This window comes from Streptomyces sp. NPDC050147 (assembly GCF_040660195.1).
GTDB lineage: Bacteria > Actinomycetota > Actinomycetes > Streptomycetales > Streptomycetaceae > Streptomyces.
In genome coordinates this window covers 70,153-90,016 of the sequence record NZ_JBFALJ010000036.1, presented here as the reverse complement: position 1 = coordinate 90,016, position 19,864 = coordinate 70,153, and the positions used below count along the sequence as shown (strand labels likewise).

The 19,864-nt window shown below is 72.4% G+C and carries 15 protein-coding genes and 1 pseudogene; 10 read left to right on the top strand and 6 right to left on the bottom strand.

What is annotated here, in order from left to right; genetic code table 11:
• Nucleotides 1–112: 112 nt before the first annotated feature.
• Nucleotides 113–583, bottom strand: a complete 471-nt coding sequence (locus tag AB0I94_RS38395; RefSeq protein ID WP_363314427.1) for an RNA-binding S4 domain-containing protein — start codon at nucleotides 581–583, stop codon at nucleotides 113–115.
• 168 nt (nucleotides 584–751) lie between these two features.
• On the opposite strand from AB0I94_RS38395, the gene AB0I94_RS38390 reads away from it, so the two are divergent.
• From AB0I94_RS38390 to AB0I94_RS38380, 3 genes are read left to right on the top strand one after another with little or no spacing between them, the layout of a single operon-like run.
• The gene (locus AB0I94_RS38390) at nucleotides 752–2,119 is read left to right on the top strand and encodes a M20/M25/M40 family metallo-hydrolase (RefSeq protein WP_363314426.1); all 1,368 of its coding nucleotides are present in this window, start codon (nucleotides 752–754) and stop codon (nucleotides 2,117–2,119) included.
• Nucleotides 2,116–3,642 (top strand): YfcC family protein, encoded by a 1,527-nt coding sequence (locus AB0I94_RS38385; RefSeq protein WP_363314425.1) that lies wholly within the window; start codon nucleotides 2,116–2,118, stop codon nucleotides 3,640–3,642. The genes AB0I94_RS38390 and AB0I94_RS38385 overlap by 4 nt, the downstream gene beginning before the upstream one ends.
• Nucleotides 3,639–4,844 (top strand): MFS transporter, encoded by a 1,206-nt coding sequence (locus AB0I94_RS38380; RefSeq protein ID WP_363314424.1) that lies wholly within the window; start codon nucleotides 3,639–3,641, stop codon nucleotides 4,842–4,844. Before AB0I94_RS38385 ends, AB0I94_RS38380 begins: the two co-directional genes overlap by 4 nt.
• Before the next feature lie 138 nt (nucleotides 4,845–4,982).
• Here AB0I94_RS38380 and AB0I94_RS38375 read toward each other — a convergent pair whose 3' ends face one another.
• The gene (locus AB0I94_RS38375; RefSeq protein WP_363314423.1) at nucleotides 4,983–5,639 is read right to left on the bottom strand and encodes a GntR family transcriptional regulator; all 657 of its coding nucleotides are present in this window, start codon (nucleotides 5,637–5,639) and stop codon (nucleotides 4,983–4,985) included.
• Between the two features lie 185 nt (nucleotides 5,640–5,824).
• Here AB0I94_RS38375 and AB0I94_RS38370 point away from each other — a divergent pair, with 185 nt between their 5' ends.
• The 3 genes from AB0I94_RS38370 to AB0I94_RS38360 all read left to right on the top strand — a co-directional run bounded on the left by AB0I94_RS38370 (nucleotide 5,825) and on the right by AB0I94_RS38360 (nucleotide 9,643).
• A complete protein-coding gene (locus tag AB0I94_RS38370) occupies nucleotides 5,825–7,348 on the top strand; it encodes an NCS1 family nucleobase:cation symporter-1 (RefSeq protein WP_363314422.1) in 1,524 nt (507 codons plus the stop codon).
• The gene (locus AB0I94_RS38365; protein WP_363314421.1) at nucleotides 7,348–8,070 is read left to right on the top strand and encodes an aspartate/glutamate racemase family protein; all 723 of its coding nucleotides are present in this window, start codon (nucleotides 7,348–7,350) and stop codon (nucleotides 8,068–8,070) included. Before AB0I94_RS38370 ends, AB0I94_RS38365 begins: the two co-directional genes overlap by 1 nt.
• Before the next feature lie 319 nt (nucleotides 8,071–8,389).
• Nucleotides 8,390–9,643, top strand: a complete 1,254-nt coding sequence (locus AB0I94_RS38360) for a glycoside hydrolase family 6 protein (RefSeq protein ID WP_363314420.1) — start codon at nucleotides 8,390–8,392, stop codon at nucleotides 9,641–9,643.
• Between the two features lie 22 nt (nucleotides 9,644–9,665).
• Here AB0I94_RS38360 and AB0I94_RS38355 read toward each other — a convergent pair whose 3' ends face one another.
• Nucleotides 9,666–10,091, bottom strand: a complete 426-nt coding sequence (locus tag AB0I94_RS38355; protein ID WP_363314419.1) for a RidA family protein — start codon at nucleotides 10,089–10,091, stop codon at nucleotides 9,666–9,668.
• Between the two features lie 203 nt (nucleotides 10,092–10,294).
• Between AB0I94_RS38355 and AB0I94_RS38350 the strand changes: the two genes are divergently transcribed.
• A complete protein-coding gene (locus AB0I94_RS38350; RefSeq protein ID WP_363314434.1) occupies nucleotides 10,295–13,306 on the top strand; it encodes a DEAD/DEAH box helicase in 3,012 nt (1,003 codons plus the stop codon).
• Nucleotides 13,303–14,781 carry an SWIM zinc finger family protein gene (locus AB0I94_RS38345; protein WP_363314418.1) on the top strand — a complete coding sequence of 493 codons (1,479 nt, stop codon included), beginning with the start codon at nucleotides 13,303–13,305 and terminating at the stop codon, nucleotides 14,779–14,781. Before AB0I94_RS38350 ends, AB0I94_RS38345 begins: the two co-directional genes overlap by 4 nt.
• A gap of 1 nt (nucleotide 14,782) precedes the next feature.
• Here AB0I94_RS38345 and AB0I94_RS38340 read toward each other — a convergent pair.
• Nucleotides 14,783–14,872: pseudogene (locus AB0I94_RS38340) on the bottom strand (winged helix-turn-helix transcriptional regulator); the annotation flags it as partial.
• A gap of 192 nt (nucleotides 14,873–15,064) precedes the next feature.
• Between AB0I94_RS38340 and AB0I94_RS38335 the strand changes: the two are divergent.
• Nucleotides 15,065–17,005: an FUSC family protein gene (locus AB0I94_RS38335; RefSeq protein ID WP_363314417.1), complete on the top strand. Its 1,941-nt coding sequence runs from the start codon at nucleotides 15,065–15,067 to the stop codon at nucleotides 17,003–17,005.
• Nucleotides 17,006–17,038: 33 nt separating this feature from the next.
• Here the strand turns inward: AB0I94_RS38335 and AB0I94_RS38330 are convergent, their stop codons facing one another.
• The gene (locus AB0I94_RS38330) at nucleotides 17,039–17,539 is read right to left on the bottom strand and encodes a DUF3574 domain-containing protein (RefSeq protein WP_363314416.1); all 501 of its coding nucleotides are present in this window, start codon (nucleotides 17,537–17,539) and stop codon (nucleotides 17,039–17,041) included.
• 209 nt (nucleotides 17,540–17,748) lie between these two features.
• Here AB0I94_RS38330 and AB0I94_RS38325 point away from each other — a divergent pair, with 209 nt between their 5' ends.
• Nucleotides 17,749–18,813, top strand: a complete 1,065-nt coding sequence (locus AB0I94_RS38325) for a phosphatidylinositol-specific phospholipase C domain-containing protein (protein ID WP_363314415.1) — start codon at nucleotides 17,749–17,751, stop codon at nucleotides 18,811–18,813.
• 18 nt (nucleotides 18,814–18,831) lie between these two features.
• On the opposite strand, the gene AB0I94_RS38320 is transcribed toward AB0I94_RS38325, so the two are convergent.
• Nucleotides 18,832–19,788 carry an endonuclease/exonuclease/phosphatase family protein gene (locus AB0I94_RS38320; RefSeq protein ID WP_363314414.1) on the bottom strand — a complete coding sequence of 319 codons (957 nt, stop codon included), beginning with the start codon at nucleotides 19,786–19,788 and terminating at the stop codon, nucleotides 18,832–18,834.
• Between the last annotated feature and the right edge of the window lie 76 nt (nucleotides 19,789–19,864).

Here is a 19,864-nt window from a genome sequence, read left to right as displayed (position 1 = left end):
GACCCACCGCCACGCGGTGCGGACGCAGTTCGGGGGTGCCCGTCGGCGGAGCCGGCTGATGAGCAGAGCCGGAGGCTTCCTGGCCCTCGACACCGGGGCAGGGGCGCCGCCGTCAGCCCTCGAAGCCGCGCAGTCGTTCCATCTCGCGGCGGTCGCGCTTGGTGGGGCGGCCCGTTCCCCGGTCCCGTACGCCGGCGGGGGCCACGGCCTCGCGGGGCGGCGGGGGAGGGCTGTTGTCGACGTAGCACTCCGCGGCCACCGGCGCGCCGACGCGCTTGCGGATGAGGCGTTTGACGACGACGACGTGTTCACGGCCGCCCGCGTGGCGCAGGCGCACCTCGTCGCCGACGCGGAGGCCGTAAGCGGGCTTCACGCGCTCGCCGTTGACCCGCACATGCCCGCCTTTGCAGGCCGCCGCGCCCATGGAGCGGGTCTTGACCAGGCGTACGGACCAGATCCAGGCGTCGACGCGCACCGAACCCCCGGCCGGACCCGCGCCCCCGCCCGCGCCACCGCCCGTAGCCGTGCCCGCCGGTGCACCGCCGGGCCCGTTACCGCCACCGCCTGCGTTCTGCGAAGCCATGCCCCGACTTTAATGCCTGCCCGGTGGTTCAGGGCCGGGGCGAGGGGTGCGCGACAGCAGTGCGGCATCCCGGTCCGTCCGGCGAGCCGTACGGGAACCGTCCCCCTCGGAGTCCGATAATTCGGTCTATTCGCCGCAAAGCGGGACGTAGACCGAGGGGTGCCGACCATGAAGCCCGAAGCCACTGTCGATGACCTGATGGACACGTTGCGCGCCGACCTCGTACGCCTTGCCTCGATCCCGTCGATCGCCTTCCCGGGCTTCCCGGCCGCACCGGTGCAGGAGGCGCACGACCTGCTGGTCGAGCTGTTGCGGGAAGCGGGAGTGCCCCATGTCGAGCGGCTCGACCTGCCGGACACCGCACCCGTGATCTACGGGCAGATCCCACCGCCCACGCCCGAGGCGCCGACCGTCCTGCTCTACGGCCACTACGACGTCCAGCCGCCCGGCGACGAGAGCCTGTGGAAGTCGCCGCCCTTCGAGCCGACCGCGATCGAGGGAGGCCTGCGCGCCCGGGGCATCGCGGACGACAAGTCCAACGTCATCGCGCACCTGGGGATGCTGCGGGCCTACGGCGGCCGCCCGCCCGTCGGGATCAAGATCGTCATCGAGGGGCAGGAAGAGTACGGCAGCGCCTTCGACGACTACCCGCCCACCGACCCGGAGCGCTTCGCCTGCGATGCCATGGTCGTCGCCGATCTCGGCAACCTCCGGCCGGGCACCCCCACCCTCACCACCGCCCTGCGCGGCGCGTCCGAAGTCGTCGTGGAGGTGCGCACCCTTGACGAGCCGCGCCACAGCGGGGAGTTCGGCGGCGCGGCGCCCGACGCGCTGCTCGTGCTCCTCAAGGCCCTGGCCACCCTTCACGACGTACACGGAGACGTCGCCGTGGAAGGGCTGCGGCGCGAGGACTGGAGCGGCACGAGCTACACCGAGGAGGAGTTCCGCGAGCTCGCCGGGGTGGTGGACGGGGTGCCGCTCATCGGCAGCGGCAGCCTCGGTGAACGGCTCTGGAGCGGCCCCGCGATCACCGTCATCGGCCTGGACGCGCCCGGCGTCGAGCACGCGGCGTCCGCTGTCGTGCCGTACGCGCGCGCCAAATTGAACCTGCGCTTCCATCCCCGTCAGGACCCGAGGGAGGCCCAGGCCAAGCTGGTCGACCACCTGCGCTCGCTCACCCCCTTCGGCGTCCACCTCACCGTCACGCCCGGCGACACCGGCCCCGGCTACGAGGCCGCCACCGGCGGACCCGCCTACCGCGCCGCCCGCGCCGCACTCAAGGAGGCCTGGGGCGACGACGCCTCGTTCGTGGCGACCGGCGGCTCCATCCCCCTGGTCAACGGCCTCGCGAAGGCGGCACCCGGCGCCGAGGTCCTGCTCTTCGGCGCCCAGGACAGCATGTGCAATCTGCACGCCCCGAACGAACGCGTCCTCTTCTCCGAGCTGCGCAACACGGTCATCGCCATGGTCGCCTTCGTGCGTGAGTACGCCGCCGACTTCGGCGGCCCGGCCGCCGGCGGGAAGAACGGCGCATGAGTGCCACCGCGACCGATCCCGGGACCGAAGAGCCCCGGCACAAACGCAAGTTCACCTTCCCCAGCGCCCTGACCGTCCTCGCGATCGTCACCGTGGCCGTCTGGCTGCTCGCCTTCCTCATCCCCTCCGGCGCCTACGACCGCGACGACAAGGGCGCCCCCGTCCAGGGCAGCTACCACCGCGTCGACTCCGGCCAGACCTTCGTCGACCGGCTTGGCGACCTCTTCCTCGCCCCGGTCAACGGCCTGTACGGCATCCAGGACGAGAAGTCGGGCGTCGTCGGGCCCGACCTGGCCGGTGAGCTGTACGGCAGCGCGGGCGTGTTCCTGTTCGTGCTCGCCATCGGCGCGTTCATCACCGTCGTCTTCGCCACCGGCGCCCTCGACCGCGGCATCGGCCGCCTCGCCCACCGGCTGCGCGAGCGCGGCGCGCTGCTGATCGCGGGTGTGATGCTCGTCTTCTCCGTCCTCGGCACGGTCGAGGGTTTCGCGGAGGAGACGCTCGGCTTCTACGGCCTGATCGTGCCGCTGATGCTCGCCCTCGGCTACGACCGCATGGTCGCGGTCGGCGCGATCATCCTGGGCGCCGGAATCGGCGTGCTCTGCTCGACGGTCAACCCCTTCGCGACCGGGGTCGCCTCCTCCGCCGCGGACATCTCGCTCGGCGACGGCATCATTCTGCGGTTCGCGATGTGGATCGTCCTGACCGCGGTCACCATCGCCTACGTCATCCGTTACGCGAAGCGCGTACAGAAGAACCCCGAACGCTCCCTCACCGGCTTCCTGCCCGGCGACCGCGAGCAGACCGCCGCCGACGCGGGCGAGGTGCCCGAGCTGACGCGGCTGCACAAGGCCGTGCTCGTCCTGGTGGCGCTCGTCTTCGCCTTCATGATCTTCTCGGTGGTGCCCTGGTCGAGCGCGCTGACGGGCGACGCCGACGCGAAGCCGTACGGCTTCGAACTCGGCTGGTCCTTCCCGCGGTTGGCGGCGCTCTTCCTCTGCGCGGCCGTGCTCGTCGGGTGCGTGGCACGGATGGGCGAGCAGAAGCTCAGCTCCACGATCACCCAGGGCGCGGCCGACTTCATCTCGCCCGCACTGGTCATCGTGCTGGCCCGCGGCGTCACCGTGATCATGAACAACTCGAAGGTCACGGACACCGTCCTGCACTCCATCGAGGGCGTGGTGAAGGGCACGTCCTCCTGGCTCTTCGCGATCATCGTCTTCGTCGTGAACCTGCCGCTGGCCTTCCTGATCCCGTCCACCTCGGGCCACGCGACCCTCGCCATGCCGATCCTCGCCCCGCTCGCCGACTTCGCCGGGGTCTCGCGCTCCGTCGTCGTCACGGCCTGGCAGGCGGCGAGCGGGTGGATGAACCTCTGGGTCCCGACCACGGCCGTGACCATCGGCGGCGTCGCGCTCGCGAAGGTCGGCTACGACAAGTACCTGCGCTTCGTGTGGCCACTGCTCGCCATCCTTTCCGTACTGATCTGCGCCTTCGTGGCGCTTGGAGCGGCTCTCACATGACAACGAACTCCCCAGCCACAGCCGCGGCGGCTCGTCCTTCGGCCGCCGCCTACCGCAACCTCGTCGTGGCCACCGTCGGGTTCACGCTCACCTTCTGGGCGTGGGCCCTGATCGCGCCGCTCGGCAGCGACTTCGGGGAGCGGCTCGGGCTCTCCTCGTTCGCGCAGTCCCTGCTGGTCGCCGTGCCGGTCATCGTCGGCTCGCTCGGCCGTGTCCCGGTCGGCGCGCTCACCGACCGCTACGGCGCCAAACTGATGTTCCCGCTGGTCTCGGCGCTCACCATCGTGCCGGTGCTGCTGATCATCCTGGCCAAGGGCAACTACGTCGCGATGCTCGCGGTCGGCTTCCTGCTCGGCCTGGGCGGGACGACGTTCGCGATCGGCATCCCGCTGGTCAACTCCTGGTTCCCTCCAGCGCACCGGGGCTTCGCGCTCGGCGTCTTCGGGATGGGCATGGGCGGTGTGGCGCTCTCCGGTTACTTCACGCCGCGGATCGCCAAGCACGGCGAGAACCTGCCGTTCCTGGTGGTGGCGGTCGCGCTCGCGGCGTTCGCGGTGCTCGGGGCGCTGCTCATCACCGACCGCCCGGACCGGCCGGTGCCGACGAGCCCCCTCGCGACCCGTCTCGGAGAGGCCGGGCGGCTTCGGGTGACGTGGGAACTATCCGCTCTGTACGCGATCGGCTTCGGCGGCATCGTCGCCTTCGGGGTCTATCTGCCCACGTATCTGAAGACGTGGTACGACCTCTCGCCCACGGACGCGGGCACCAAGGCGGCCGGGTTCGCACTGGTCACGGTGGTTTTCCGCCCCATCGGCGGCTGGCTCTCGGACCGGATCCACCCCGCGTCGGTCACCTCGATCGCGCTGGCCGTCGTCGCGGTCTTCGCCATCGCGCAGGCCTTCGAACCGTCCCTGAACCCCGGCGGCACGATCTGCTTCCTGGTCATGGCGGCAGGCCTCGGCACGGCGAGCGGCAGCGTCTTCGCACTCGTCTCGCAGGTGACGCCACAGGCGCAGGTCGGATCCGTGACCGGGATCGTCGGAGCGATGGGCGGCCTCGGCGGCTTCGTCCCACCGCTGGTCATGGGAGCGATCTACAGCGCCAAGGACTCGTACTCGATCGGGTTCATGCTGCTCTCGGACCTGGCCCTCGCGGGTTGCGTGTACGCGTACGGGCGGATGCGGAGCCTGCGGGCCGGATGACCGGGGCACGTGGCGGCCCAGGTGATCGTGCTCAGCGGGCTGTCTTCGGGCGATGGGCCTTTATCCGGAGATCGAGCCGTACGACCACGGCATGGGCGGGGCTGGGGACTGTCGGTTACTGCTGGGGACCGCGCGGGGCTAGTCCTCTTCCTCCCCGAAGAGCTGCCGCACCGTAGACCGGTAATTGGTCCGTACGTGGGCCAGTGCCACGTCCCGCGCGCGTCCCGCGTCCCCCGAAGCCACAGCCTCATACAGCTCCCGGTGCTCCGCGAGCAGATGCGTCCACTCCTCATTGCGCCGCGTCATCCACCGCAGCCGCCCGTCCACCGGCTCCATGACCGACGTCAGCAGACCGTTCCCCGCCATCGCGAGAAGACGGTCGTGGAAGCGCGTGTTGATGTCCGTGATCGCCTCCGCGTCCGCCGTGCGCGTCGCGTCGGCCGCGCTGTCGAGCAGGGCGGAAAGCTCCGCGAGACCCTCCTCCGACGCCCGTTCCGCCGCGCGCCCCGCCGCGTAGACCTCCAACGCCTCGCGCAGTTCGAAGAGTTCGGTGACGTCGGTGCGGGTCAGGCGGCGGACCACGGTCCTGCGGGGGGTCTCGAAGGTGACGAAGCCCTCAGCGACCAGCGCCCGGATCGCCTCGCGGACCGGGACCCTGGACACCCCGAGGCGCTCCGCGAGCTCCCGTTCGACCAGGCGGTCGCCTGGTCCGAGGCGTCCGGCGATGATCTCCTGCCGCAGCTCGGCGAGCACACGTTCGCGTACGGCGGCCAGCGGCTGTTCCACGGTCGTCATGAGGCCCATCATCGCCGAACCCCGCGTCGATTTACCGATTCGTAACCGTACGGACATTGCCGGGCGCCCACGAGAGCGGGAGCATGACGGAATCTTTGGTATACCAAACTTTGGTATACCAAAGAGCGCCGCACCTCCGTCCCCTTTTGCAGGCCGCACCTCCGTCCCCTTCGCAGGAGGCATCCGTGTCCCTCACCCAGCGCGCCGACGCCCCGGGCGCCGCGACCGACTTCGTGCCCGACCCCCGCCTCACCAACGAAGACCTCGCACCCTCCGCCGAACGCAAGTGGAAGGTCTTCGACCTCTTCGCCCTGTGGATGTCCGACGTCCACAACCTCGGCAACTACACGTTCGCCGCGGGGCTGTTGGTCCTCGGCCTGAACGTCTGGCAGATCTTCACCTCGCTGCTCGTCGGCTTCGTGCTCATCTACGTCGGGATGAACATGATGGGGCGCATCGGCCAGCGCCACGGCGTGCCGTTCCCCGTCGTCAGCCGGATCAGCTTCGGCGTCTGGGGCGCCAACATCCCCGCCCTGATCCGGGCCGTGATCGCCATCATGTGGTACGGAATCCAGACGTATCTGGCCTCCATCGCCGTCAACGTCATGCTGGTCGCCGCCTTCCCGAGCCTCGACGCGTGGACCGAGCACTCCTTCCTCGGGCTGCACGCCCTCGGCTGGTGTTCGTTCGTCGCCCTCTGGCTCGTGCAAGGGCTGATCATGACCCAAGGCATGGAATCCGTACGGAAGTTCCAGGACTTCTGCGGGCCCGCCATCTGGGTCGTGATGATCGCCCTCGCCGTGTGGATCCTCTGGAAGGCCGGCTGGACCATCTCCCTCACCAGCACCCCCAACCCGGTCTCCACCGGTGAGCAGGTGCGGCAGTGGTTCGGCGCCATCGGGCTCATCCTCGCCACCTACGGCACGCTGATGCTCAACTTCTGCGACTTCTCGCGCTTCGCCCCCGACTATCGCACCGTCAAGCGCGGCAACTTCTGGGGCCTGCCCATCAACTCCACGGCCTTCGTGATCCTCTCCGTCATCGTCACCGCGGGCAGCCTGGAGGTCTTCGGCAAGGCCATCACCGACCCCGCCGAACTGGTCGCCGAGATCGGCAACACCTGGGTGCTGATCTTCGGGGCGCTCACCTTCGCCGTCGCGACCATGGGCGTGAACATCGTGGCCAACTTCGTCTCCCCCGCGTACGACCTCGCCAACGTCTGGCCGCAGAAGATCACCTTCAAGATCGGCGGGATCATCTCCACGGTCGCCGCGCTGCTCGTCACGCCGTGGAACCTCTACTCCAACCCGACCGTCGTGAACTACTTCCTCGGCGGTCTCGGCGCCTTCCTCGGACCGCTGTTCGGGATCATCGCGGTCGACTACTTCTGGGTGAAGCGCGGGCGTATCGACGCCGAGGCGCTGTTCAAGGCCGAACCGGGATCGCCGTACTACTACAAGAGGGGCGTCAACCCGAAGGCGCTGGGGGCCTTCGTGCCGACCGCCGGTGTCGCCGCGGTGTGCGCGCTCGTGCCGTTCTTCGACTACGTGGCGCCGTACTCCTGGTTCATCGGGACGGCCTCGGCCGCGCTGCTCTACGCGGTGCTGTGCCGCGCCGAGCGGGCCGCCGCGGCTCTGGTCGTGGCCGCAGCGGGGCCTGGTCCTGTGGCCGGGGTGGAGTCCGGTCCTGTGGCCGGGGTGGAGGGCTAGTGCGCATCGTCGTCACCAATTGCAACACCACCCGGGCGATGACCGAGGAGATCGTGCGGGGTGCCAGGGGCGCGGCCGGCCCCGGCACCACGATCACCGGCCTCACCCCCGCCTGGGGGCCGGAGTCCGCCGAGGGGTGGCTCGACAGCTACCTCTCGGCGGCCGCCGTCCTCGACACCCTGCGCGGACACGAGGAGCCGTACGACGCCGTGGTCATGGCCGGGTTCGGCGAGCACGGACGCGAGGGCGCCCGAGAGCTCCTGGACGTGCCCGTCGTCGACATCACCGAGGCCGCCGCCCATCTCGCCTGCCTGCTCGGGCGGCGGTACGGCGTCGTCACCACCCTCGACCGTGCGCGCGGCCAGATCGAGGACAGCCTGCACGCGGCGGGCGTCGCACAGAACTGCGCCGCCGTGGTCGGAACCGGGCTCGGCGTCCTCGACCTCGGGGACCGCGAGGTCACCACCCGCGCCTTCCGCTCGGCCGCCGAGCGGGCCCGCGACGCGGGAGCCGAGGTCCTGGTCCTCGGCTGCGCGGGGATGACCGGACTGCAGGAGAAGGTCGGTGCCGCTCTCGACATGCCGGTGGTCGACGGAGTGGCTGCCGCGGTGAAGCTCGCCGAGTCCCTCGTCACCCTCGGCCTGACCACGAGCCGCGTCGGCGGCTATGCCAAACCCCTGCCGAAGGCGCGGACTTGGGGGCGGCCGCGGTCGACGGGGTGATTCTTCGGGGTCGGTCCGGCCTCCGCGGGGCAGGGGCGGGCCGGGGGTTCCTCTTCGGGTGATCTGCTGCCCTGCCCTCGCCAGGCCAGGGCGGGGAGGCGTTCGTTGGGGCGCTTGGCGGGTTCGGGTTGGTCGGCAGTCGTGCCGGTGGCCGGGCCAAGCACCCGCCGGGAGCGGCGACTTGGGCGCGGCCGTCGGAGTGATTCTTCGGGGGATTCGTCACCCGTCCGGCGGTACGCAGGCATGGCGGAGGTGGGGCGACCGCAGACTCCGGGGAACGCGCCGGGCCCGTCCGGTGCCGAGCAGCTGGAGGTGCCCGGTGTCGCAGTCGCAGCCGCCCTTCCGATCAGCCGGCCGAGCCCGCCCCCGCCCCCGCCCTCCCTTCGTCCGGTTTCTCGTCGCCACGCTCCTGCTGAGTGCGGTGGTGTCGGGCGGCGCTCAAGCGGACGGTGCGGGCCCGCGTGACGGGAACGGGCGCGCGCCCGCCTTGGCCGCCGCCGCGCCCACCCCGAATCCCGCCGCGGCCACCTCTGCTCCCGCTGCCCCCGTCCCGGTTCCCAGCTCGGCCTCCGCCGCGCCCACCCCGGATCCCGCTGCCCCCGTTCCGGTTCCCACCCCGGCGGTCACCCCTCCCAGCCCGGCGGTCACCCCTCCCACCCCGGCGGTCACTCCCACCCCGGCGGACACCGCCCCCGCCCCCGATTTCTGGGTCGACCCGGACAGTGCCGCCGCTCGCCAGGTCACCGCATGGCGAAGCCAGGGGCGGGTCGCCGACGCCGAGTTGATCCAGCGCATCGCGGGGCGCCCTCAGGCCGTCTGGCTGCACGGCGACAACCCTGGGCCCACCGCCCGCGCGGTCACGCTCGCGGCCACCGAGGCGCGGCGTACCGCGGTGCTCGTCGCGTACTTCATCCCGCACCGCGACTGCGGTGGCCACTCCGGAGGCGGCGCGGCGAACGCGTCGGAGTACCGGCGGTGGGCCGACGAACTCGCCGAGGGCATCGACGACCGCTTCGCGTACGTCATCGTCGAACCGGACGCCGTCGCGCAGAAGATCGCGGGCTGCGGGCAGGTCGACGCCGACGAGCGGTACGGTCTGCTCGCCCACGTCATCGACCGCCTCAAGGCCCGCCCGCACACCAAGGTCTACCTGGACGCGGGAAACGCTGGCTGGATCCCCGACGAGCGGCGACTGCTGGGTCCGTTGCGGCAGTCCGGCATCGGCAAGGCCGACGGCTTCGCCGTCAACGTCTCCAACTATCACACCGATTCCGAGAGTTCGGCGTACGGGCACCGCATCGCCGCGGCTCTCGGCGGCGCCAAGCACTTCGTCGTGGACAGCAGCCGCAACGGCAACGGTCCCTACACCGGCGAGGGCGACGAGCCCTGGTGCAACCCGCCGGGCCGCGCCCTCGGGACTCCGCCCACCACCGCCACCGGCGACGCCGCCCTCGACGCCTACTTGTGGGTCAAGCGCCCCGGTGAGTCCGACGGAACGTGCCGGGGCGGACCGAGGGCGGGGCAGTGGTGGCCGGAGTACGCGCTGGGGCTTGCGAGCAGGGCGCGGGAGTAGGGCGGGGGAGCGGGGTGTCGGCTCAGGCAGTAGTGGCGGTCCCCGGGACCACGGCCGTGGCGGTGATCTCGACCAGCTGACCGGCATAGCCGAGGCAGGTCGTGCCGAGCAGCGTCGAGGTGTGCGGGCCCTTCGCGAGCAGGTCGGAGGCACGGACAACCTCCCAGGCCTCGCTCAGCGGGCCGGGCTCGTCGCTCACGACGTACACCGTGCTGGCCACCACCTGCGTCAGATCACTGCCGATCGCGCGCAGGGCCTCGTCGAGATTGGCGATGACCTGCTCGGTCTGGCGTGCCACGTCGCCCTCTCCGACGAGGTTCCCCTCGGGATCGAGCGGCACAGACCCCGCCATGAAGGCGAGCGTGGTGCCGGTCTCGACGAGGGCGGCGTGGGCGTATCCGGGCGGAGGGAAGAGGGTGGGCACGACGGTGCGCTGTGTGGCGGTCATGGGTCCGATCCTGGAGGAGTGGGGCGCACCGGCGCATCTGAATTCCGCCGGGTCGGGCGTGGCCGCGGTGCGGGCCGCCCGGCGTCCGCCTCGGGGCGGCTGGCCTAGGCTGGCGTGCGGGAACGGCGTACGAGTGACTGAGGGTGAGCGAGGTGGTACACGTGAAGGCGGGAATCACCGCGCACACGAATGCCGCCGACGCCGTGCCGTCCGCCGAGCGACGGCTCGGTGAGCTCGTGCGGTCCTGCGCTGCCACATTCCTCCCGGCCGAGGTGCCAAGGGAGGGCCGGATCGCGTTCTGGGCGCCGCGGGGGAGGGTGCCGGAGGGGCTGGCGGGGGGAGTGGCTGCGGGCGACGCGACCGACGGGCCGGGTGGGGGTGGACTGGCCGGAGCCGCCGGTGCCGCCGGTGCCCCCGGTGGCCTCCCGGGCGGAGGCGGTGCGGGCGGTGCTGCCCGTGTGCGGGGTGTGCCCGGTGCTGTCGAAGAGGAGATCGCCGTCGCGCGCCCCCATGGCAAGGGCGTCCGTACGCGTACCGTCCCCGCGTTGACCCTGCCCGTGGCACAAGCCCTCCCGCTGCTCCTGCGCACCGCGCCCCTGCACCCCGCCGTGGCCTGCTGGGCCGCCGCCGCCCGGCATGCCCTGCACCTGGCCGCGCGGGGCAGACTGCTGCCCGGTCTGACCGGCGGGGACCTCGACGCGTGGCGGGCGGGGCCGCTGGACGCCGCCGACGTCACGCAGCTGCGGGCGATCGCCGCGGCGATGCCGGCCGAGGCGCACGCCGTGCCACTGCCCGGCAGTGGACCCCTCCTGCTCCCCGAGCCGTTCGCCCTGGTCAGGGCCTTCGTCGACGCGGTGGTGGACGCCCTGCCGCGTACGCCCGCCGCGGCGCACGCGGTCGGCGCCCCCTTCGCCGCACGCGAGCCGCAGCGGCTGCCGGGCGCGCGGGAGTGGGCCGCGGAGGTGGCGGCCGGGATGGACGCCGGCGTACGGGTGTCGCTGCGCCTCGATCTGCGCGCGCACGAGGTGTTCGACGGAGCGGCGGACGACGTACCTGACGGCGGACGGACGGGGAGCACCGGCGAGAGCGTGGCGAGCCCGGCCGCGGCCGTCGTGCAGGTGCACAGCCTCGCCGACCCCACCCTCGTGGCGGACGCGGAGCAACTCTGGACCGGCACCGATCACTTCGGCCCGCGAGCCCGCGTGGACACCCTGCTCGCGGTGCGGCGCGCGGCCCGCGTATGGCCGCCGCTGACCCGTCTCCTGGAACGGCCTCGCCCCGACGTACTGCCACTGAGCGAGGGGGAGTTGTACGAACTCCTCGGCGCGGCGGCGACCAGGCTCGCCGCCGCGGGGGTGGCCGTGCACTGGCCCCGGGAGCTGACGCGCGGCCTGACGGCGACCGCTGTCGTACGCCCCGCACCGGGCACCGCGGCCGACAACTTCGACTTTTTCAAGACCGAGCGACTGCTGGAATTCCGCTGGCAGTTGGCGCTCGGCTCTGATGACGGGGAGGGCGGCTCCGGGGGACCCCTCACCGAGGCGGAGATGGACATCCTGGCGGAGGCGCACCGCCCGGTCGTCCGCCTCCGTGACCAGTGGGTCCTGGTCGACCCCGAACTCGTACGCAAGGCGCGCAAGCGGGATCTGGGCCTCCTGGACCCCGTGGACGCGCTGTCCGTCGCGCTGACGGGAGCGGCGGAGGTGGAGGGCGAACGCGTCGAGGCGGTCCCGACCGGCGCGCTGGCCCGGCTGCGGGAACGCCTGACCGACGAGCTGCGCCCCCTCGCCCCGCCGCCCGCGCTCGCCGCCACCCTCCGCGACTACCAGCTTCGGGGCCTCGCCTGGCTGGACCGGATGACCTCGCTCGGCCTCGGCGGCTGTCTCGCCGACGACATGGGCCTCGGCAAGACGGTCACGCTGATCGCCCTCCATCTGCACCGGGCTCGGCCGGAGCCGACGCTGGTGGTCTGCCCGGCCTCGCTGCTCGGCAACTGGCAGCGCGAGATCGAGCGCTTCGCGCCGGGCGTCCCGGTGCACCGCTTCCACGGGACGGGCCGCAGCCTGGACGGTGACCTGGCGGGCGGCTTCGTCCTGACGACGTACGGAACGATGCGTACGAGCTCCTCCGAACTGGCCGCCCACCCCTGGGGCCTGGTAGTGGCGGACGAGGCGCAGCACGTCAAGAATCCGCACGCGGCGACGGCGAAGGCGCTGCGTACGATCCCCTCCGCGGCGCGAGTGGCTCTCACCGGCACCCCGGTCGAGAACAACCTCTCCGAACTCTGGGCGCTCCTGGACTGGACGACGCCGGGCCTGCTGGGCCCGCTCAAGTCGTTCCGGGCCCGCCACGCCCGGCTGGTGGAAGGCGGTGAGGACGACGAGGCGATGGCCCGCCTCGCCCGCCTGGTACGCCCCTTCCTCCTGCGCCGCAAGAAGTCCGACCCGGGCATCGCCCCGGAGCTGCCTCCCAAGACGGAGACGGACCACCCGGTGACGCTCACCCGCGAACAGGCGTCGCTCTACGAGGCTGTCGTACGCGAGACGCTGGCCCGCATCGAGGCGTCCGAGGGCATCGCGCGCAGGGGCCTGGTCATGAAACTGCTGATGGCGCTGAAGCAGATCTGCAACCACCCGGCGCAGTACCTGAAGGACGGCGAGATCGTCACGCGCGCGGGCCGCTCGCGCTCGGGGAAGCTGGAACTCCTGGACGAACTCCTCGACACGATCCTGGCGGAGGACGGCGCGGTCCTGATCTTCACGCAGTACGTGGAGATGGCCCGCCTCCTCGAGTCGCACCTGTCCCGGCGCGGCATCGGCACCCAACTCCTGCACGGGGGTACGCCGGTCAAGCGGCGGGAGGAGATGGTGGACCGCTTCCAGTCGGGCGAGGCCCCGGTGTTCCTGCTCTCCCTCAAGGCGGCGGGCACGGGCCTGAACCTCACCCGGGCGGGCCACGTCATCCACTACGACCGCTGGTGGAACCCGGCGGTGGAGGAACAGGCCACCGACCGTGCCTACCGCATCGGCCAGACCCAGCCGGTCCAGGTCCACCGCCTGATCACGGAGGGGACGGTGGAGGACCGCATCGCCGAACTCCTGGCGGCGAAACAGGCGTTGGCGGACGCGGTGCTCGGCGAGGGCGGGGAGTCGGCGCTCACGGAGCTCTCGGACGCGGAGCTGGCGGATCTGGTGTCGTTGCGGAGGGTGTCGTGAGGGGCGGACGTGGCGGCGACGGTGGGGACGGCGGTTTCCGAGCCGACCGCGCCGGGGCCGGGGCCGGAGCCGGCCGTGCCGGAGCCGGCCGCGCCGGACGGTCCGGCATGAACCCCGGCGGCCGATCCGCCGACCGCACCGGAACGACCGCTGCCAGTCGCACCGGAGTGACCTCTGCCGACCGCACCGGAACGACCGCCGCAAGTCGCGCCACCGGCGCCGGCCGCGTCTTCCCTCCCCTGCCCCAACATCCCGACCCCCAGGCCCCGTTCGCCACCTCCTGGTGGGGGAACGCCTGGATCGGCGCACTGGAGGGAACGTCGCTCGACGCGGGGCGCCTCGCCCGCGGCCGGGCCTACGCCCGTGCGGGGCACGTCGACACGATCACGGTGGCGCCGGGCCGCATCGTGGCGTACGTACACGGAAGCCGCCCGCGCCCCTACCGCGCCGAGATCCGCATGCGCACCCTCACGCCCGAGGACTGGGACCGCTTCCTGGACGCGGTGGCCACGGAACCCGCGCACATCGCGGCGCTCCTGGACAAGGACATGCCGCACGCGCTGGTGGAGGCGGCAGAGCGGTCAGGGGTCCAACTCCTGCCGGGGGCGGGCGACTTGGTCCCGTCCTGCACCTGCCCGGACCACGGCCGCCCCTGTAAGCACGCGGCAGCCCTCACCTACCAGACGGCCAGGCTGCTGGACGCGGACCCCTTCGTACTCCTCTTCCTGCGAGGCGGAGACGAACAGGCACTCCTCGACGAACTGGCCCAGCGCAACGCGCACCAGGCGGCGCGCGAGCAGTCCGCCGCCGGGAAGCCGGGCGCGGCGACCGGTGAAGAGCTCCCCGGAACCCTGGCCAGGGACATCCTGGCCACGGACTACCGTCCCCCGCTCCCGGCCCCGCTCCCACCCCCGCCACACCCCGGCGAGCCCCCCCTCCTCCCCTCGCTCCCGGGTGCGCCCGACCCCACATCCCTGGAGTTCCTGGCCACGGACACGGCGAACCGGGCTTACGCGTACCTGGCCACTGGCGCGGACCCTTTCCCCACCACCGACCCCTGGCGCGACGCGGTCCGCCTGGCCGCCTCCCACCCCGGTCTGACGGGCCGCCGCACGTTCAGCCGCCAATTCTCGGAACTGGCAAGGGCGGTGGGCCACACCCCGGCGGACCTCGCCCGCGCGGCGGCGGCCTGGCGGCAGGGCGGCGAGGAGGGCCTGGCAGTCCTGGAGTCCCCGTGGGACCCCCCGGCGGGCCCGTTCGACCGAGCGAGGGGCGCGTTGATCGCGGCGGACCTCCCCCGCATGACGATCCACCGAAACCAACTCACGGACGCCCAGGGCTCCTTGCAACTCCGCTTCGGCCGAGACGCCCGCTGGTATCCGTACCGAAGCGAGCCGGGGCGCGCCGACTGGTGGCCGGAGGGGGAGGCGGACGCGGACCCGGTCGGGGCTCTGACGGCGATGGTCGGACCGTAAGATAGGCCTCGCGGTGCACCAGGCCGCTGTTCTCCATCTCCCGCAGCTGGAGTATCAGCATCCGTTCGCTGATGCCGGGTACGGCTCTCCTCCGCACTGGTGGAGGTGCTCAGAGAGCAGCCCGGGCGCGAGCGTCCGTGAACCGTCACATCGACGCAACACGCCCGTTCCTTTTCCTCCAAAATCGACGCCTACGGTTGATCACAAGCCCAGGCCGATGTCGTCCGGCGGCACGTACCCGTCCATGCCCCCCCGATGACGACACAGGAACACGGTGAGCCCGGTGATCCCGCGCGCAGCTTCCCTTCCGCCTTGGCTCGGCCATGCCCTGCGTACGCAGCGTGGGCCCGTGCCGTGGCACGCCGTCCTGCGGGGTGTGCTGGCCACGGGGCCGTTGCTGTGCGCGGGCGTGGTCTTCGGGTGGGTCTCCGCGGGGGTGGTGGCCGCGCTCGGGGCCATGCTGGCCGGGATCAACGACCGGCCAGGGAGCCGGCGGGTCGCCGTGCGGCGGCTCGGCGTGCCCGCGGTCGCCGGAGCGGGCGGGCTCGTCCTCGGTGCCTACGTCGCCGGAGTCGCCGGAGTCGCCGGAGCGGATGGAGCGGACGGAGCCGCCGAACTTTCCGGAGCCGCCGGAGCGTCTTACGTGCTCCCTGTGCTGTTCGCCCTCCTCGGTCTGTTCGCCGGGGCCTTCAGCGCGGTGGGGCCCGTCGCCTCGGCCGGTGGTACGCAGCTGCTCGTCGCCGCAGCCATCGGGGCAGGGATGCCGATGCCCGAGCCCGGCTGGCAGCGGGCGCTGTTCTTTCTCTCCGGGGCCGCCTGGCTGATCGTGCTGCGGCTCGTGCTGCCTTCGCCCGCTGTCGGCAAGGGATGGAACGGCGCCGGTGCCCGCACTGGGGCCGGCAGGCTCGCCCTGCCCTACCGCCTCGACGGCGAACGCACCGCCGTATCCGCCGTCTACGAAGCCGTCGCCGCTCTCCTCGACGCGGCCGGCACCCCGCACGCGACCGCCCGCCGCGCCGCCCTCACCGCCGCCCTCGACCACGCCCAGGATGCCCTCTCCGGGCCACGCCTGCGCAGGCACGCCGGCTCGGCGGCGGAGCGGCGGCTGCACGCCCAGTACCTCGCCGCCCTGCCGCTCGGCGAGGCGGCGACCGCGCTCGCCTGGGCCGGTGAGCCGCTCCCACCGCGTACGAGTCAGGGGCCTCGCCGCCTCGCCGCCGCCATCCGCGACGGCGTTCCCTGCGGGCCGCTGCCCGCGCCCTCCCGCTCCGGCGCCGGGCTGCGCGCCCTCGATGACGCGCTGCTGCACGCCGCCGAAGCCTTCGACAGCGGCGCGGCGCGGCCCCCGCACGGCCGCGGGCGCCGACCCCTCGACGTACTGCGCACGGCGGCCGGGCCCGGCGGGCGGGAGTACGGCGTGCGGGTCGCGCTCTGCTTCGGGACGAGCGCCGCGGTCGCGCAGGCCCTGCACCACCCGCACTGGTACTGGCTTCCCGCCACCGCGGTCTTCCTGGTCAAGCCCGACCTCGGACCGCTGGCGTCGCGCGTCCTGTGCCGCGCCCTCGGCACCGTCATCGGCGCCGTCCTCTTCGCGGCGCTCGCCGCCCTGCTGCCACGACCCGCCGGGCTCGTCGCCGTCGTCGCCGTGTGCGGCGGGCTGATCCCCGTGGCGACCCGGCACTTCGCCGCACAGACCGCCGTCGTCACCGTCCTCGTCCTCGCCCTGGTCATGGTGGGCGGGGAACCGCAGGCCTCCTGGGGGCGGATCGGCGAGACGCTGCTCGCCTGCGGGATCGTCCTGCTCGTCGGACATCTGCCATGGCCGGGGCAGCGCGGTGGCCGCGTACAGGACCGGCTTTCGGCCGCCCGCGCCTGCGCGCACGCGTATCTGCGCCACGTCCTGAGCGGCGCGGCTACCGGCGGCCTCGCCGGTACCGGCTACCGCACCGGCTACCGCACCGACCACCGCGCCGACCGCTGGGCCCTGCGGCGCGAGGCCTACCGGACGCTGGCCGAGGCCCGCGCCGCGATCGACCTGGCGGCCGCCGAACTCCCCGCCCTGGCCCGGCACTCCGAAGGCTCGGAGCGGGTGGCGGCCACCCTCGAACGCCTCGTCGACACCACGACCGCCTGCGCGGTGCACGTCGACGACACGGGGCGCCTGCCGCGGCGGCACGCGGAGCGCCTCGACGCGCTGCTCGCGGAGCTCACCACGGTGGCGTGACCACGGGAAAGCTCAGAAATCCCTGCGCAAGCCTCAGAAGTCCACCCGCAGCCGGTCGTCAAGGCGGGCCACCGAATCCTGCGCGTACTCCTTCACGTAGTCCTCGCGGATCTCCTCGATCGCGGCGTCACGCTTGTGCGCCTGCGACGTCGGATACAGCAGGATCAGCTCGTACGAACGCTCACGCTCGATCTTGCCGTTCGAGTCCCGCCACTGGCCGCGGCCGTCCTGCACCGTGAGCCCGTCGGGGAACGACGGCGTCACCTCGTCGTCGATGAATTCCATGAACTGCTTGTCGGTCACATCGGGACCACCGTCGGGGCGCTCGGTCCCGAAGAGGAGGCGGGTCTCGGTGTACGCGTCACCACGCGAGATCTGCGACGTGGTGGTCGTGCCGGGCGAGCGCGTGTCGGGGCCGGGGTCCAGCGAGGCGTACGCGGCCGGGGCGCCGACCGCGAGGACCGCGGCGGCGGCCGCGGTCACGGCGAGCCGGGTGCGGGAGATGCGGGAGATGCGGGGGAGGGTGAGAGGCATGGGGCTGGTCCCTTTCTCTGCGTGACGTGGTCCATAACTTGATCCATAACGGGCGCAGACCGTAGCCGACACGCCACGCCACGCGCCCCCCGCCGTACGCCCGCACGGCTGGATCTGACTCTCGACCGTAAGTCGCCGTCTTCCCATACGACACTCAACCCCCATACGTTGCGCGTGACTTGACCGAAGCGGCGAAGGGGCGGCGGGGCATGAGGGCACGTACTGGGACAGGCCTGGCCATGGCGGTCGTGGCGGCAGGCGCACTCGCGTTCACAGCCGCGGGGTCCGCGAGCGGCACCGCCGCCTCGGCCGCCGACGATCCGGCACCGCGGTCGCCGTACGCGTCCACCACCGGCGTCGGCGTCCACAACGCCTACGAGAAGGCGAAGTACCGGTACTTCGCCGACGCGCTCGACTCCGGCGCCGGCATGCTCGAACTCGACGTGTGGACCAATGCGTTCGGCAGCGGGTGGCGCGTCTCGCACAGCAACCCGGTCGGGAACGACAACAACTGCGAGAACGCCGCGACTCCGGCCGAATTGCGCACCAAGGCGCGCAACCAGAACCTCGCCGGATGCCTCGCGGACATGAAGAGCTGGCACGACGCCCACCCCGGCCACCGTCCCATCCTCCTCAAGGTGGAGCTGAAGGACGGCTTCCGGGGGAGGAACGGACGCGGGCCCGCCGACCTCGACGCCCTCCTGAAGAGCAAGCTCGGCGACGCCGTCTACCGTCCCGGCCAGCTCGCCGGAGGGCACGCCACCCTCGACGAGGCCGTACGGAGTGACGGCTGGCCCCAGCGCAGCGCCCTGGCGGGCAAGTTCATCGTCGAGCTCATCCCCGGCACCGTCGAACAGGGCAACCCGGCCGACACCCTGTGGACCGATCGCGAGTACGCCGCTCACCTGCGCGACCTCAAGGCCGCCGGGCGCCTCGGTGAGGCCGCCGCCTTCCCCGCCGTGCTCGGCGCCGAGGCGGGCGACCCGCGCGGGCGGTACACGGACGCGGCGATACGGCCCTGGTTCGTGCTGTTCGACGGCGACGCGTCCGCGTACGCGGGCGGCACCATCGACACCAAGTGGTACGCGGACCGGCGCTATCTGGTCGTGATGTCCGACGCCCACGGCGTCGCCCCGGCCATCGACCCGGTGAATCCGACCGAGGCCGAGGCCCGGGCCCGCGTCGCCCTGCTCGCGCGAAACAACGCCAGCATCGTGTCGTCGGACTGGTATCCGCTGCCGGGAGTCCTCTCGACGGTGCTCCCGCGCGGCTGACCCGCACGAGCATCGCGGCTAGCGTTCGATCCGTACCCACACCGGCGCGTGGTCCGAGCCCCGCGCGTTCCGCCGCTCAGCGGGGTCCTCGTCCCGCACCGACGGCAGCGCGGTCGCCGTCGAGCCCGGCACGCCCGTGCCCGCCGCCTTGACCAGGTTCAGGAAGCCGCGGCTCACCAGGACGTGGTCGATCAGCTCGCGGCGGCCCGCGTGGATACGGGAGTAACGCTGCTCGGGCGGGATGAGCGGGGCCACGTTCCACAGCCGGTGCGCGTCGCCCTCGTCCGGCTTGTCGAATCCGGGGGTGCCGATCTCGGAGCCGGGCGGGCCGAGCAGGATCTGCGTCGTCGCCGCCGACACCTCGTCGTTCAGGTCGCCGAGCACCACGACATCGTGCGCACGGCCGTCACCCTTCAGGAGGCGGTCGGAAAGCGAGCGCACCAGCGTGGCCTCCGCGGAGCGCCGGTAGAGCGCGTACGCCCCGAAGCGGGCCCGCTCGCCCTCGTCCCGCGGCTGGAACCGGCCGTTTCCGTACGACAGGAGCTTCGACTTCAGATGGCAGACGGCCACATCGAAGAAGAAGGCGCGCGTCGTCACCGTCACCGCGAGCACTCCGCGGCCCGCCCGCGTCACCGGCCTGCCCGCGTCACCGGACTGCACCGGGCGCAGCGGTTCGGGGAAGCGGTCCTCGTCGGCCACGACGAACACCGGCAGGGAGCTGAGGAAGCCGACCCGGGTGCCGCGCTCGTCCGCGTGCTCCGAGAGCGTGGTGTGCCAGGTGCCCTCCAGCATCCCGGCCAGATCCGCGAGGGCCTCCGGGTCGCCGACCTCCTGCACGCCGAGCACACTCGGGTTCAGCGCCTTGATCGTCGCCGCGAGCGAAGCCAGCTTCGCCTCGTACGCCGCCTTGTCCGTGGGCCCGAACTTTCCGCCGGGCCGGTAGAGGTTCTCCAGGTTCCAGGTGCCGACGAGCATGGCGGGCTCCCCCTGTGCGGCGAGGTGTTCGGGTTGACGTCAGCGTGCCCGCGAAAACGGTGACGCGACAGGGCAC

Bases quoted from the DNA above. Each gene is read 5' to 3' on its own strand.
- AB0I94_RS38395 (WP_363314427.1), bottom strand. From the start codon at position 583: ATGGCTTCGCAGAACGCAGGCGGTGGCGGTAACGGGCCCGGCGGTGCA.
- AB0I94_RS38390 (WP_363314426.1), top strand. From the start codon at position 752: ATGAAGCCCGAAGCCACTGTCGATGACCTGATGGACACGTTGCGCGCC.
- AB0I94_RS38385 (WP_363314425.1), top strand. From the start codon at position 2,116: ATGAGTGCCACCGCGACCGATCCCGGGACCGAAGAGCCCCGGCACAAA.
- AB0I94_RS38380 (WP_363314424.1), top strand. From the start codon at position 3,639: ATGACAACGAACTCCCCAGCCACAGCCGCGGCGGCTCGTCCTTCGGCC.
- AB0I94_RS38375 (WP_363314423.1), bottom strand. From the start codon at position 5,639: ATGACGACCGTGGAACAGCCGCTGGCCGCCGTACGCGAACGTGTGCTC.
- AB0I94_RS38355 (WP_363314419.1), bottom strand. From the start codon at position 10,091: ATGACCGCCACACAGCGCACCGTCGTGCCCACCCTCTTCCCTCCGCCC.
- AB0I94_RS38330 (WP_363314416.1), bottom strand. From the start codon at position 17,539: ATGCCTCTCACCCTCCCCCGCATCTCCCGCATCTCCCGCACCCGGCTC.
- AB0I94_RS38325 (WP_363314415.1), top strand. From the start codon at position 17,749: ATGAGGGCACGTACTGGGACAGGCCTGGCCATGGCGGTCGTGGCGGCA.
- AB0I94_RS38320 (WP_363314414.1), bottom strand. From the start codon at position 19,788: ATGCTCGTCGGCACCTGGAACCTGGAGAACCTCTACCGGCCCGGCGGA.